This window comes from Salinimicrobium sp. TIG7-5_MAKvit (genome assembly GCF_049569215.1).
Taxonomy (GTDB): Bacteria; Bacteroidota; Bacteroidia; order Flavobacteriales; family Flavobacteriaceae; genus Salinimicrobium; species Salinimicrobium profundisediminis.
The window spans coordinates 3,522,099-3,536,380 of sequence record NZ_CP145903.1 but is presented as its reverse complement, the minus strand read 5'-3'; the positions used below and the strand labels follow the sequence as shown (position 1 = coordinate 3,536,380).

14 protein-coding genes and 3 tRNA genes are annotated in these 14,282 nt (G+C 39.6%); 8 read left to right on the top strand and 9 right to left on the bottom strand.

Annotation, left to right across the window (positions count from 1 at the left end):
• Positions 1–8: 8 nt before the first annotated feature.
• Entirely contained in the window at positions 9–830 is an 822-nt protein-coding gene (locus V5739_RS15885; RefSeq protein ID WP_423818970.1) for a glycosyltransferase family 2 protein, read from the bottom strand.
• Positions 831–1,147: 317 nt separating this feature from the next.
• A complete protein-coding gene (locus tag V5739_RS15880; RefSeq protein WP_423818969.1) occupies positions 1,148–2,794 on the bottom strand; it encodes an ABC1 kinase family protein in 1,647 nt (548 codons plus the stop codon).
• Between the two features lie 310 nt (positions 2,795–3,104).
• On the opposite strand from V5739_RS15880, the gene V5739_RS15875 reads away from it, so the two are divergent.
• Together V5739_RS15875 and V5739_RS15870 are read left to right on the top strand one after the other, a co-directional pair.
• Positions 3,105–3,189: transfer RNA gene (locus V5739_RS15875), tRNA-Ser, on the top strand.
• Positions 3,190–3,229: 40 nt separating this feature from the next.
• A tRNA-Pro gene (locus V5739_RS15870) sits at positions 3,230–3,304 on the top strand.
• Between the two features lie 167 nt (positions 3,305–3,471).
• On the opposite strand, the gene V5739_RS15865 is transcribed toward V5739_RS15870, so the two are convergent.
• The 4 genes from V5739_RS15865 to V5739_RS15850 all read right to left on the bottom strand — a co-directional run bounded on the left by V5739_RS15865 (position 3,472) and on the right by V5739_RS15850 (position 6,250).
• Positions 3,472–3,693, bottom strand: a complete 222-nt coding sequence (locus tag V5739_RS15865; RefSeq protein ID WP_423818968.1) for a hypothetical protein — start codon at positions 3,691–3,693, stop codon at positions 3,472–3,474.
• Positions 3,686–4,579 carry a helix-turn-helix domain-containing protein gene (locus V5739_RS15860; protein ID WP_266068302.1) on the bottom strand — a complete coding sequence of 298 codons (894 nt, stop codon included), beginning with the start codon at positions 4,577–4,579 and terminating at the stop codon, positions 3,686–3,688. Before V5739_RS15860 ends, V5739_RS15865 begins: the two co-directional genes overlap by 8 nt.
• A gap of 45 nt (positions 4,580–4,624) precedes the next feature.
• Positions 4,625–5,458, bottom strand: a complete 834-nt coding sequence (locus tag V5739_RS15855) for an SDR family NAD(P)-dependent oxidoreductase (protein WP_423818967.1) — start codon at positions 5,456–5,458, stop codon at positions 4,625–4,627.
• A 498-nt stretch (positions 5,459–5,956) separates the two neighbouring features.
• Positions 5,957–6,250 (bottom strand): GIY-YIG nuclease family protein, encoded by a 294-nt coding sequence (locus V5739_RS15850; RefSeq protein WP_423818966.1) that lies wholly within the window; start codon positions 6,248–6,250, stop codon positions 5,957–5,959.
• Between the two features lie 252 nt (positions 6,251–6,502).
• Between V5739_RS15850 and V5739_RS15845 the strand changes: the two genes are divergently transcribed.
• Genes V5739_RS15845 through V5739_RS15835 form a run of 3 tightly spaced genes read left to right on the top strand, consistent with a single transcriptional unit; the run spans position 6,503 to position 8,083 of the window.
• A complete protein-coding gene (locus V5739_RS15845; RefSeq protein ID WP_423818965.1) occupies positions 6,503–6,988 on the top strand; it encodes a nuclear transport factor 2 family protein in 486 nt (161 codons plus the stop codon).
• Positions 6,989–7,017: 29 nt separating this feature from the next.
• Complete coding sequence (locus V5739_RS15840) at positions 7,018–7,167, top strand: hypothetical protein (RefSeq protein ID WP_423820503.1); 150 nt, start codon at positions 7,018–7,020, stop codon at positions 7,165–7,167.
• Positions 7,168–7,225: 58 nt separating this feature from the next.
• Positions 7,226–8,083, top strand: a complete 858-nt coding sequence (locus V5739_RS15835) for an alpha/beta hydrolase (protein WP_423818964.1) — start codon at positions 7,226–7,228, stop codon at positions 8,081–8,083.
• A 105-nt stretch (positions 8,084–8,188) separates the two neighbouring features.
• On the opposite strand, the gene V5739_RS15830 is transcribed toward V5739_RS15835, so the two are convergent.
• The gene (locus V5739_RS15830; RefSeq protein WP_423818963.1) at positions 8,189–8,821 is read right to left on the bottom strand and encodes a hypothetical protein; all 633 of its coding nucleotides are present in this window, start codon (positions 8,819–8,821) and stop codon (positions 8,189–8,191) included.
• Between the two features lie 286 nt (positions 8,822–9,107).
• Here V5739_RS15830 and V5739_RS15825 point away from each other — a divergent pair, with 286 nt between their 5' ends.
• Positions 9,108–9,284: a histone H1 gene (locus V5739_RS15825; protein WP_266070516.1), complete on the top strand. Its 177-nt coding sequence runs from the start codon at positions 9,108–9,110 to the stop codon at positions 9,282–9,284.
• A 97-nt stretch (positions 9,285–9,381) separates the two neighbouring features.
• Here V5739_RS15825 and V5739_RS15820 read toward each other — a convergent pair whose 3' ends face one another.
• Positions 9,382–10,674: a site-specific integrase gene (locus V5739_RS15820; protein WP_423818962.1), complete on the bottom strand. Its 1,293-nt coding sequence runs from the start codon at positions 10,672–10,674 to the stop codon at positions 9,382–9,384.
• 213 nt (positions 10,675–10,887) lie between these two features.
• Positions 10,888–10,961, bottom strand: a tRNA-Arg gene (locus tag V5739_RS15815).
• Between the two features lie 345 nt (positions 10,962–11,306).
• Here V5739_RS15815 and V5739_RS15810 point away from each other — a divergent pair.
• Together V5739_RS15810 and V5739_RS15805 are read left to right on the top strand one after the other, a co-directional pair.
• Entirely contained in the window at positions 11,307–13,193 is a 1,887-nt protein-coding gene (locus tag V5739_RS15810) for a flavohemoglobin expression-modulating QEGLA motif protein (RefSeq protein ID WP_423818961.1), read from the top strand.
• Complete coding sequence (locus tag V5739_RS15805; protein WP_423818960.1) at positions 13,190–14,239, top strand: glutathione synthetase; 1,050 nt, start codon at positions 13,190–13,192, stop codon at positions 14,237–14,239. Before V5739_RS15810 ends, V5739_RS15805 begins: the two co-directional genes overlap by 4 nt.
• Positions 14,240–14,282 lie beyond the last annotated feature (43 nt).

The window sequence follows — 14,282 nt, the reverse complement described above, 5'->3', positions numbered from 1 at the left end:
AACTTCGGCTATTCCAGGGGCATCTTGTTGGAAACTGCTCCTTTAGAACTCTGTACTTTTTTTGATTTCAACTTCCGCAGAAAATTGCGCGGGGCAATATAAAAAACCTTCATAAACACGAAACCAATATTTAAGAGGGTTATTCGTGCCACATCCTGCCATGGCCTAAAGTGAGTCACACGCTCATTGGGATCATAAAGCACTTTTACCGGCAAATTGATCACCTTCACGCCATCCCAGGCAGCTTTTACAATGACTTCTATTTCAAGTTCAAAACGGGAAGTGTAAAGGCTTAGGGAATTGACGGCTTTAAGAGGATACAACCTGTAACCACACTGTGTATCTGTCAATTTTATACCCGTCTCAACCCAATACCAAAAGCTGGAAAAACGATTACCAATGCTGCTTTTATCGGGCACCGAGGGATCATCCATCTTACGGGAACCAATAACCAGCAGATCTGGATTTTTTGGGAGGTGTTCCTCCAGGGCATCAAGAAAAACATGAAGATCATTGGGAAAGTGCTGCCCATCTGAATCCATAGAAATAGCGTATTCATAGCCCAGCCGGGAAGCCTCTTTAAAACCCTGTTTAAGGGCGTTCCCTTTGCCTTTATTCACCGGGATATGTACGACTTTGAGAAAAGGAAAATTCTCCAGGATTTTAGAAGTACCGTCGGTAGAGCCATCATTGATCACGATGATGTTACTGGTATACGTGTGCACGTCATCAATTACCCTTTGCAGGGTTTTGTGGTTGTTGTACGTGGGTATGAGCACGCAACACTGAAGCGTATCAAATCTGGATTGGTATAAAGGCGGATTGATCAAAAAAATGAGTTTGTTACAAAGTTAAAAAACTTAAAGACTGTATTTTACAGGGGGGCAAAAATAGCAAAACCTGCGGGTTTTACTGTATTAAAAACTAGCTTCCTGGAAAACTTCGGAAACCCTCAATCCCCCTTCAAAAATGGCATTTTTGAGAGTTAATATTTCCTCTGGATGCTGCTGTAAAATATCTTAAACCAAAATATTTCAGACAGAGAGCTTCAGTTTTATTCTATTTCAGCATTAATTATACGGAAACAGCTTCAGTAAAATTGCAAAACGGCTGAAGTTGAGGCTTTATAAGCAATTATTAGCAGCTCTCACTCATCTTTGAACAGAATGGTATAGCTGAGATAGATTCCCACAATTGCGGCCAGCAGGAAGAACAGGATAGCAAATCCCGGATACCCAAAGATCATAAAAGATGACGGCACCTGCATTAACATTGCGGCACCTACAATCATTGCTGCAATAATTAACCCCAGAGTGATCCTATTTGCCACTTTTTGGAAGCCATCGGTTAGTCGCTTTTCATCAATCGCATCGATCTTGATGCGGAATTCATTTTTGGCCAGGTTATCGGTAATCTTATCAAAACGATCGGGGAGATTTTCTACCAGCTTTTTAGAATCGAGCAAGACCGAAAAGATTTCTTCAGGTTTAAGCTCGTTGAGCATTTTATCCTGAAGCAACTTATTCATATAACGCCTTACTGCCTCCCTCAGGTCATATTCGGGTGCCAAAAATGCGATAATTTGATCCATGTTCAGAAGGATCTTTCCGAGGATATTGACCTCTACCGGAAGGTGAATCCCATTCATGGCAGCGCTTCTGTTCATTTGGATCAACAATTTTCCAGTTTGCATATCCTGAGCAGTGCTATGACTACTTTCCTGCACCATGATGCTTATGTGCCGCCTGAACTCTTTTTGCGTGGCATGCTCGGTAATTTCACTCATGTTGAGGAGATTATCGGCAATCTCCTCCCCGTCATTCTTGCTTAACTCCAGCAACAAGCGGAGCAGGTAATCTTTCATCTTCCTGGTGAACTGCGCCACCATCCCCAAATCTATAAGGGCGATCTTTTCATTTTCCAAAAGATGCACATTGCCGGGGTGAGGATCTGCATGTACAAAGCCGTCTGACACTATTTGCTTTAGGTAAGCTTCAATAAATTCATCGACCAGGGCCGTATAATCGTTTTCAGTTTTTTTAAGGGGAGAAATACTGGTGATCTTCTTCCCTTTCACGTACTCCATTGTGAGAACGCGAGAGGTGGTATAATCGGGAATAGGTTGGGGTACTATTAACCTTCTGTACTCTTTGAGATTTATACCGAGGGTAACCAGGTTGTTTGCTTCTCTCAAGTAGTCGAGTTCGTGCAGCATGATACGTCTCAATTCTCCCAGGACATCACTAAAACCGTATTTCTTGCCCACCTCGGTATGCTTTACAGCCAAACCTGCCATTTCCTCGAGCGTATTGAGGTCTTCCATGAACTTCTTCCTGATCCCGGGCCTCTGGACTTTCACAGCGACGGTTTTCCCCGACCTGAGTTCGGCCCGGTGCACCTGACCTATGGATGCGCTTGCCAGCGGCTCTTCCTCGAAAAAATTAAAGGCTTTTGAAATCTTGTTACCCAGCTCTCCTTCTACAATTTCCCTAACCTCTTCAAAAGGAATAGTGGGAAGATCATCCTGGAGGGAAGCAAGAGCTTCTAAATACTTGTCGGGCAAAAGATCGGGACGTGTAGAGAGCAACTGCCCCAACTTGACGTAGGTTGGTCCCATTTGTTTAAGATCTTCGACCAGCTCTTCGGGAGATTGCTCATAATCTTTAAAAGTGCGGGCCGTTTCTTCTTCCATTGCGTTTGAAGCAGTCTCATTTAAAAGATCGCTGTTCCAATACTTCAACATGAAGCTCAAAAACTTTTGGTAACGCTCAAGATTTTCGGGGAGAATAGACATAAAAGCGAATTAATTACAAAAACTATGATGATTATTTTAATTCTTCCTAAAAATAGGATATTAAAAATCGCTTAAGGAGGCTTTTATAATATTTTAACTGTGACAGCCCCCTGTGTGAGTAAGATGGTGGAAAGATTTGAAAAAATGTTGAGGAGGGTGAATTTTTATGGGATCACAACAGGCTGGCAGAAAATCAATTAAGAATTTTCCTTTTTAAAGCGAGTAAAAAAGTAAAAAAAGGTTTGCACACAAGTATCTGAAAACATACATTTGCAACCGCAAAATATTTGCAAGTTCATATACAAAATTAGGAGAGTTGCCAGAGTGGTTAATGGAGCAGTTTGCTAAACTGTCGACGAGCAATTGTCGCGTGAGTTCGAATCTCACACTCTCCGCTGTAAGAATTCAAGATTCTTAATTGAAAATTGAATTTTTCGGGGTGTAGCGTAGCCCGGTTATCGCGCCTGCTTTGGGAGCAGGAGGCCGCAGGTTCGAATCCTGCCACCCCGACTTTTGAAACTAATAACTCTCTTAAAAGCCCTGTGTTCACAGGGCTTATTTATTTTAGTTTTTTTGTCACGATAACGTGTTTTTGTAAATTAACGAGATGTTACGAATTACGAAATTAAGTATGATAGAACTCGTTTAATCAATAATTACTGAGGGTTTTGAGCGTTTTAAAAGCGTTCTGCCACCCCGACGAAATAAGAATGGTGAGTTTCAGAAGTCACATTACAATATTTTTTTGCTGCCTTTAACTGCTTTAAAACTGGTTGTAATTCAATATATTCTTCCTGCATTTCTTCATCAAAATCAATATTAAATCCGCCGGTTGAAGTCCCATCCGATTCATCTTCTGTGAGATTAATAAAGAGTGTGGTAATGGGTTTCTCACCCAATACTCGCTCTGTACTCTAAAGGAGATAAATCTGTCTTACTTTTAAAAAGTTTATGAAAAGATTGTGGGTATTCAAAACCTAACTTAAAGGCAATTTCCGAAACATTCAGGTTAGAAGTGCTGAGTAAGATTTTGGCCTTTTCTATTAATTTTTGTTGGATGTGTTGTTGAGCACTTTGACCGGTGGTACTGCGAAGCATATCGCTTAGATAATTCCTGGATATATTCATTCTTTCGGCAAAATACCCCACACTGGGAATTCCTTCTGATTCTTCAAAATAGGAATTTAAAAGTGTTTCGAAATTTGAAAGTAAGGAGCTATTTGCCTGCTTACGGGTAAGGAATTGACGTTTATAAAATCTATTGGAATAAGTAAGCAGCAATTCAATTTGTTTGATGATGATGGAGTGCGAAAATGTGTCGATAGAAAATTGACTTTCTTTAGAAATATCAAGTAACAATTGGTTGATGGTGTTTTCTTCTTCTATAGATAAATGTAAAGCTTCGTTAAGATTGTAGGAGAAAAAACCATATTCTTGAATTTCCCTGCTCAACGAAAATCCCTGTAAAAAATCTGGATGTATTGTTAGCCAATAGCCTTCCAGTTCCCAGTCGTCCCTAATTTCGGTGATGATTACCTGGTTGGGGGCATAAAAGGTCATAATGCCTTCATCAAAATCAAAATGTTGTTGCCCATACCGCATTTTACCTTTAAAATTCTTTTTGATGGCAATGCAATAAAAGCCATAAGTCACGGCTTCCAGTTTTTTATCATCGTAGCATTTAATCTTCGAAAAATCGATTAAGCTAATCAACGGATGCTTTGGCTTTGGCAATTCCAAAAGTTGGTGAAGCTCATGGATAGAGCGAATGGTATAGGGTTTCATCGCTGTCAAATTTATTGATTAGGAAATTGAAAAGCCAATAACAATTTAATCAAAATCTGTCGATAAGGTAAGTGATTTCCAGGTTTCAAATTCGGCATCTTCTTCTTTTCTCTTTTGGGTCACCAGTTTATAAGTATCAGGTCCTAAAAGTAAATGAAGCGGTGGTTTTGGCATCTCTGTAATTTTCACCAAAATCTTCACCAGTTTTTCCGGATCTCCCGGTTGTTGGCCGCTATGCTTGCTCCACATTTTTTCTGCTTCATCTACTCCATATACGTCTATTCTATTTTTCACATAATTGATGGAATCCATAAATTGGGTTCTAAATTGCCCTGGTGCTACCACCGTCACTTTAATACCAAAGTTATTTACTTCCTGCGCCAAAGCTTCTGAAATACCGATCATTCCAAACTTGGCCGCATTATAACTTGCGGCTTTTTCAAAACCAACATAACCGGCATTAGATGAAATATTAATTATATGACCACTTTTTTGTTTGCGGAGATATGGCATCACATTTCGAATGATATTCACCGCTCCAAAGAGATTGACATCCATGGTAGCCCTAAATTCTTCATCGGTCATTTCTTCCATACTTCCCACAAGGCTGTAACCGGCATTGTTCACCACAACGTCAATTTTACCCAGTTTTTTAACAAATCTGTCAATTGTCATTTTTACCTCTTTATCGGAAGTGATATCTAATTGTACCGGATACAGGTTTTCCTTATTTTGGTTAATTTCTTTTTCAAGAGCATTGATGTTTCTACTGGCTGCTATTACTGTATGCCCTAATGAGAGTACTAGTTTTGTTAGATCAAGACCTATTCCTTTAGATGTTCCTGTAATGAGCCATACTTTTTGATTTTCTGTATTCATAAGATTATGTTTTATTTCTGAATACAAAGTTGAAAATGATTTTACTGAATAGTATCCGTATTACTGAGGGTTGTAGTGCGATTACTGATTACTTTAAATTGCGCCGGAAACTTCAGTGGGCTCCCTACTTTTTAATTACCGAAAATTTCTTCTGTTTCAGGATGGCTTTTCAGCAAGAAAAAAACACTCGAACTGACGGAAGTAGGAAGAAACCCCTCGTCAGTTCGAGTGATTTCTGAAGCCAAAAGGCGAAAGAAATTGTATCGAGAACACGAGGGAATTAGGAACTTTCAAACCGGTTCTCGATACATTTTTTGCTTTCGCTGTCGCTACAGCCAAAAACACTCGAACTGACGTGTAGTGGAAAAAAGAAAGGCCGCGTCAGTTCGAGTGATTTCTGGAGCCGACAGGCGGTTCTCGATACATTTTTCACAATGCTTCCGCATTGTGAAAAACACTCGAACTGACGGCGAAAGCGCTCTAATGGCAAAGTCTAAACTACTTCTTAAACTTCTTTTTCGCCAGATTAGGTAAGGCTTCGAATTCACCTGCGATTATAGCTTCCCTTTTTGCTCTCGACCAGTTCTTGATTTGTTTTTCTGTGGCAATTGCAAAATTAATATCTGTGAACTCAGTATAGAACACTAGGTCAACCGGAAGACGTTTCGCCGTGTAACTTTCGGGATGTTTTGCAGAGAGATGTTCTGTTAAACGCTTATCAAGGTTGGAGGTGACGCCGGTGTAATAGGTGTCATCTGCACAAAGCAGTATGTAAACATAGCTAAGTTTCATTAGAGAAATTTACATATTTAATCCATTGCCCCTGTTCTCGATACAATTTTTCCTCTCACTTGCGTTCAAAAAAAAATCACTCGAACTGACGTGTAGAAGACAGAAATTAAAAATTCCCCATTCCTTAAATAAGGCTATATTCACAAAAAGGGCGTAGTATAACAAACTACTAGGGGGGCAATCTCAAGTTCAAAATTATGTACATCTTATATTCAGCACTTTTAAAGTATCTTTAGGCTATGCAGCATCCAAATGAAAAGCTTATTATGGATTTTTACCGGGCCTTCCAAAACGGGGATCCAAAAAGCTATGAACGCCTGTCACCATAAAGACATAGTCTTTTATGATCCTGCTTTTGGACATATAAAGGGAGACCGGGTGAGAGACATGTGGTATATGCTTCTGGAAAAAAACAGTGGTAATTTGAAGGTAAGCTTTAGCGATATACAGGCCAATGATCATAACGCAAGTGCCAAATGGAGCGCCAGCTATTATTTCGGACCGCAAAAACGCAAGGTGACAAATAATGGGATAGGAACCTTTTACATTCAGAACGGGAAAATCCTGCAACATACAGATCATTTTGACCTTTGGCATTGGTCCCGGCAGGCTCTAGGTTTTAAAGGTTTTTTGTTAGGATGGACCAAAACGATGAAACTTAAGGTCCAGCAGGAATCCAGTAAGATGCTCTCCCGCTACCTTCAAAAAATGCAATCTCTGGAAGAGGATGCCACCTAAATTTTCTCAGAATATTCTAGCTCAACTGGATACAAAAAGAAGACACCCGCGCCGCTATTCGGCTTGCAGTGAAAAAAGATTTGCGTGGCAAAGTGCCATTTTCGGAACTCGATAATTTACTGAGGGAAGTAATTGAGCAGGCAGAGGGGCAGTACAGGGACTGGCCGATGGAGGCTTAAAATTAAACAATTACATAAGATTGAAAAAACGTCATATAATACCACTATACTTAAACTCATGAAAAGATTTTTTACATTATTTTTGTTGATCGGCAGCACTTTTGTAGGCTACTCTCAAGATTTTAATCCGCCGCAGGGCGTGGCCGAATTCAAAACAATGAGCAGCAAGATCCTCAATACTGAAAGAAGTTATTCAATTTACCTGCCCAAAAGCTATAGCACCAATACAGAAAGAAAATATCCTGTTCTCTACCTCCTGCACGGCTTATACGGCAGCAACAAAGACTGGGTAGAACGAGGACATGTAAAGGACGTAGCCAACCGGCTCATCAATGCTGAAGAAGCGGTAGAAATGATCATAGTAATGCCAGATGCAGGAACAGACTGGTATGGTTATTTCAACATGGACGGGTGGGCCTATGAAGATTACTTCTTTAAAGAGATGATCCCACATATAGAAAAGACCTACAGAACAATTCCCGATAAGAAATACCGCGCGATTGCCGGACTCTCCATGGGCGGCGGTGGATCTGTCGTTTACGCACAGAAACACCCGGATATGTTCTCCTCGGTCTATGCCATGAGCGCCTGGCTAGGAATCGAACCCGGTGGCGGAATCCAGGATGCAGATGAAAAAGGCAAAGAATTGAACAGAGCCGTCCTCGAAAACCATGCGGTGAAATTTGTCGCCAATACCGATACAGAAATACAGGAAGAAATAAAGGATATCAGATGGTTTATAGATTGTGGGGACGATGACTTCTTACTTCCAATAAACCTCGATTTTTACCGCGCGATGCAGAAGGCTGAGATCCCTTCTGAATTAAGAGTAAGAGATGGCGGCCATGACTGGGAATACTGGCATTCTGCCCTTTATCGTGCCCTGCCTTTCGTTTCAAACGGATTTCTGCGCTAGGTTGATTTAAGGTTTGGGAAGAAAAACCTTCAGCTCGGCTGCACCAAAAAAGAAGACGCCTGCGCAATGTTGCCAGTTTGAGACAAAAATTTTGTTCATACCTATTCACTCAAGGTCAACAGAAAACTTTCCCTGAGTATTAAATTTTTCTGGTTTTCCAATAGATATCATCCACCTATCATAGGCGGCTTTTCTTAACCATTGAACCTGATAATGTTCCTGGAGTGACGGAGCTTCCGCTGCAGCATCTGCAAGCTGGTAGGCCATTTTATAATCTTCTGTGTTGTCACTGTGGTGGTAGACAAAAGCGGCATGAAATTTATCTATAGGTATTAAATCATTCTCCTGCTTACAGATTACCTTTACCTGCTTCAGTCTCTTTTTATCTCTAGGATTCAGTTCACCTAAAATGTAGGATTTGAGCTGCATTCGGTCTTTCTGATCGGTTTCATATGCATATTTCAATTTTTCACTGCTGTTGCCATCCTCAAGAATAGCTTCATCATACGGACGTAACAAGGAAGCAAGGACACCTGCTAAACATACTGCAAGCATCAAAAGAGGGGTCTTAAACCTTTTGGGATTGATCGTTTTAAAAATGGAGATGATTTCTAACAGAATTAAAAAGACCAACAGCAGCAAAATAATAGCTATTAAAAGAAATTCAAAGGACTCAATCCTATATGAAAGAAAGGCCACAACGATTAAAGAGATCAGAAAAATTAAAGTTCGTTTCATATTAAAAAACCATTTGTTATCATAAAGACGATTTTTGAAATGCAAAGTTGCAGGTGTTCTGAAAATGAAGCAGGAATCACTATAATTTCATAAGTGAAAATAAAAAAGTTGTTTCATTCAGCTCGTGATTCGATCCTCAAAGGCAGGTTTTGCTTTTGCAGAACTTAATTTTAATAAGCATCTAATTTTGAGTGACTGGAATCGATATGTACACCAGAAATTCAAAAAGTCCTGTCATAATAACATATATCTGCTATTTTAGCACCTCATTTTAAATTTTATAATCATGAAAGACCTAATTGAAAACATCCAAAGTACTTTTGAATCCTTTCAAACAGATGCCAACACGCAATTAAACGATGGAAATAAAAGTGCTGGAACCAGAGCAAGAAAATCATCTTTAGAATTAGAAAAACTTTTAAAAGAGTTCCGTAAAGTTTCTATAGCGGAATCTAAGAAGTAAGCCCAATATCTTTCAGTCAGCCCCTAAGAAGTTCCACCTTGTTAGGGGCATTTAAAAAAGAGACTTTCACAAACTTCTGGAGGTTCTATGAAAATTTTTATTCTTTGTAATAATAGCAGAAAGATATTTCTTCCGGCACGAATTCTCCCTGAGATTCGGTGTCTATAGAACGATTCATTTTTTGGCGTAAAATCATCATATCTTTACTTACTTTCTGTTCAACCACCTGGGCGTAGATCTGGGTCGTTTTTAATTCGGCGTGCCCTAACAACTTAGAAATCGTTTCGAGTGGAACACCGTTACTAAGAGTTACTGTTGTTGCGAAGGTGTGCCGTGCCATATGAAAGGTTAGCTTCTTAGTAATCTGCGCCAGTTCTGCTATTTCTTTTAGGTAAGCATTTACTTTTTGGTTGGAAATCTTTGGAAGAAGTCTGTCTGAAGCTATAGTTCTGGTTGAATCTTTATATTTAGAGATTATGTCCAGGGCCTTCGGAAGTAAAGGCACTTTTACCGAATTTGAAGTTTTAATTCTTTTTGTGAAAATCCACTGGTTCCCGTCTTCTCCTTTGATCAAATGTGAAGGAGTAAGAAGCATAATATCTCCATACGGAATACCTGTATAACAACTGAAAATAAAAAGATCCCGTACTACCTCTAATCTCTCTGTCGGAAACACCAACTTTTCCAGAGAATGCATCTCCACTTCTGTCAGAAAATCTCGTTCTTTTTTCTGCATTCTCGGTTTGTACCTTACAAAAGGATCCCGGTCTATCCATTCCATATGGAAAGCCAGGGTTATCATTTTACGCAGACGCTGAATATGTTTAATGATGGTATTTTGCTCAATTGATGATTGATAATGTCGGGGCTGATAACTTCTCAGGAAACTTTCGAACCCTACTATAAAACTATAATTGAGATCTTTCAACGGAATATCTTTTAACTGATATTCCCTCTGAACGTACTCCAGAAGATATCTTTGAGAAGTTTTATAGTGTCGCAGGGTGTATTTATTTAGAACAGACTGATTTTTCTCATTATGATATGCAAAGATATCCTTTAAAGAAAAGTCATCTTTATCATCTCCCAAATACCTGGCTTTGATGGCTTGTGGGATAATTCTACCACCTTTCTCCTTGAGCTCCACATAAGCCTGATAAATTTGAGAACGAGTCATTACCAACAATTGGTTTACTTGTCTTGCCTGATGGGATGTTCCTTTGACTTTTGCTTTTTTGGTATCCCAGAGATCGGGTTCAACTTTGATCTTAAGACTCAGGTTTACTCTTTTTCCATTCCGGGAAATTCGAGCAAAAATATCTGCTTTGTTATTTTTTAAACGTGACTTGTTAATCCAAAACAGGACCGAAAAAGTGTGCATGGTTTTCATAGTTGTCGTCTTTAATAAAACAATTGTTAACCGACGAAAGTTAAATCAACTACATAAAGTTCTAAAAATCAGTAAACAATATACTAAAAAGTGTTGACCGAATTGTTGACTTTTTCAACCATATTTTATGATATTAGATGATATCAGATAGTATCATAAAAAAGCAAAACCCTTGAAAATCAAGGGTTTTGCTAGGAATCAAATATTACAAAGTGATCGCGAGAGGATTCGAACCTCTGACCGTCTGCTTAGAAGGCAGATGCTCTATCCAACTGAGCTACGCGACCATTAAAGCGGTGCAAATATAATGAGCTTTTTAAAAAACACAAGCAAAAATATTATTTAATTCTTCCTTTTTATTTAAGTAAAAGAGCTTCAGCATCTTATTTATGAAGGTATTTTTTATTTTTTCAGTAATTCGACCATTATTCTTTTGAAAGTATCTGTTTTAGCTCTGTAGCTCCTTCTCAGAATATCTAAAAGTACTACTAAATCTTTGCTAAACTTCAGCTAATACAGGGGTGTTTATTCTTCAAAAACTTACGAATCGGTTAAATTTACCTGTAAGGCATTTTTACTGGGAGCACAAGCTAAAACTAATTTCAATCCTCCCAAAAAAAGCAAAACCTATTATGGAAGTAAGCACATCTAAAGAAACACAACCATTTGATGAAAACTCCATTCAAAAAATTATAGAGGAACTTCAGGAAAAGTGCGAAATAGAGAAGCACCTGCCGGGAGGTGGCTATCTGCATATGAGCGATGAACTTCCTTATTTAGTGATCTACAGAGATCTTAAAGATAAGGAGGATGAGGAAAAAGACCGGGCAACTGTACGACTTATTTTAAGTGAAGCCTCTTTTCTAATTATTGGAGATAAAGATTTTGAAGGCTACCAGCGGCTTATGTTCAGCCTAAGTGAAGCCATGTCTTCAAAATTTAAATCATTTCTTCTGCTCGAAGTTTTTGCAGGAGAGTCAGGAAGCCGCGGATTTAAGATCAAGGGGCCTGCACAAAAGCTCTCTACTACAATTAATGTGTTTAAGGAGGAACTGGACGAAATGAATGCCGGCTACCGCGCCTTAAATTTTACTGATACCGAAATAGAGGATTCCATGGAACGTCAACCCCCGGGACAACCACCTCTTTTAAGTTTGGAACAATTAAAAGACGCCGGATGTCTTCTCATTGGTCTTCAGGTACCACCTGTTTACCGCAGCCAGGATGGAGAAGAATATCCCGTTTTCTTTAGAAGCTTTAAAGATAATTTTGTGGTTGCCTTACATAAGACGATTTACGACTTTATAAGGATTCAAACTTCTAGCGGAGTGAAGAGTTACAGGGCCCTGGGGCAAAAGAACCTTCAGGAAAAGGTATTGGAAATTGACCGGGAGTTGGCCGAAATTGAATCTTCCTACCAATTTCTATGGTTGGTTTCCCCTGCCAATATTAGAACTATAAAAGAGACTTTTTTTAAAAGTAACTATGAAAAGGTTCTCAACTATCACTACAGGCTTTTACCATTTGACCCCGATGTTCTCAAAAGAAAATTATATAACTTAAAGATCGAGGAAGTAGATGACCCTGCACTTTCTTACATTTTTCGGGAAAAACGGGAAGAACTCGATCTCCAGATAAGCATGCTTACCGAAAGAGGTCTTGATAGTTTCTTCTATAACAGTATGATGCTCTATGGAAAAATTAGCCGGGAACTTCAAAGGGAGGCCGAGACAATTTTAAAAGAAGTTCCAGAACAGGAACAGCAGGATTTTGAGAGTATCCTCAAAGCTGAAGATTTTGAGGTTCTTGCTCACAAAGAGTTCGAGTACTTCCGCGGGCAGGATGAGAATTTTTCCAGTAAAGTACATGTGCGCGATGATGTCAATATTCTTATGGTCTCTCGTGGAGAACTTTATTTACCAAGTGATTACAAGCTCAATGCAAATGAGACTAAAGCTTTGATACAGCACGAAATTGGCACACATGTACTCACTTACTACAACGGAAATAAACAGCCCCTAAGACTACTTTCAATTGGCCTTACCGACTATGACACACTTCAGGAAGGTCTGGCAGTGTTATCTGAGTATCTCGTAGGTGGACTTACAGGTAACAGGATGAGAACTTTAGCTGGCCGGGTTGTAGCTGCTTCAGCAAGAATGCACGGGGCCGATTTCCAGGAGATCTTTCGTCTGCTTTATAACGAATATAATTTTACAGCTCAAAGGGCATTTAATATCACATCCCGTATAATGCAGGGAGGTGGCTTTACAAAAGACATTTCTTATCTCAAGGGTCTGGTACAGCTCAAGAAACACCTGGAAGAAGGTGGGGAATTAAGCCCTCTTCTTACCGGAAAGTTTTCACTTGAGCACATGCAGATAATCAAAGAATTACAGGATAGAAGGGTACTTTCGCCTCAAAAGCTTACTCCGCGCTATTTAAATTCAGAAGAGACTAAAGAGAAACTTCAGCAAATAAGAAAGGGGATTCCTCTTTCACAATTGATAAACGCATGAAAATATGTTTTGTAGTAAATAGCGTGGAATCTGAAGGTGCCGGCACCACGGTTTACATGATGCATGAAGCCTGGAAAAGGAATCATGACGTATACTTAATGGGAGTGGGTGATTTTAGCTTTACTCAAAATGAGGCCCTTAGCATTATCAGCACTTCCCTGCCCAAGAGCTTTAAACCCGAAAGCCCCGAAGAACATCTCGAAATGCTGCAGGGAGAAAGAGCCACGATTAAAAAACTGGAAGCAAAACAGTTGGATGTATTATTTGTACGCAATAATCCTACTGAAGAAGATCAGGGCAGGCACTGGGCCGAAGCTGCCGGGGTGGCATTTGGTCGCATGGTACAACAGGAAGGAGTGCTTGTGCTCAACGATGCTTTTGCCCTCTCTAATGCTTTCATTGATAAGCTCTATTTTGAAGAATTGCCTGCTCATATCAAGCCGGCATCATTAATTACCCGTGACAAAAACGAAATCCTGGAGTTTTTTGAAGCCCATAAGAAGAAGATGATATTAAAACCTCTGGAAGGTTCAGGAGGACGCGGAGTTTATCTGATAGACAAAAACGAAAAAAACCTTAACCAGATTATCGAAAACCTCTCTGCCAAGGGTTATATCATCGCGCAGCAGTATTTACCAGCAGCCAAAGAAGGTGATGTGCGTGTGCTTTTGCTTAACGGAAAGATCCTTCAAAAGAATGGTAAATACGGCATCATTAAACGAGTAAGTGGTGAAGGAGAATTCCGCAGTAATATTTCACAGGGCGCAATACCCGAAACCAGCGAATTCACCGAAGATATTAAGAAGATCATAGACATTGTGTCCCCCAAATTAAAAAGAGACGGACATTTCTTTGTTGGTCTCGATGTCGTGAAAAACAAGCTTATCGAGATCAATGTGTTGAGTCCGGGAGGCCTGGACGGTCTTTACAAAATTGGTGTTGAAAATTTCTCGGATGTCATCATTGAGTCTATCGAGAGAAAAATTGAATATAAGAAGCATTATGGCACCGGAATTTCCAACCGCGAACTTGCAACAATGGAATAGAATATTTTAAAATTTTATCAATTTAACCGGGAGTGATCCCCTA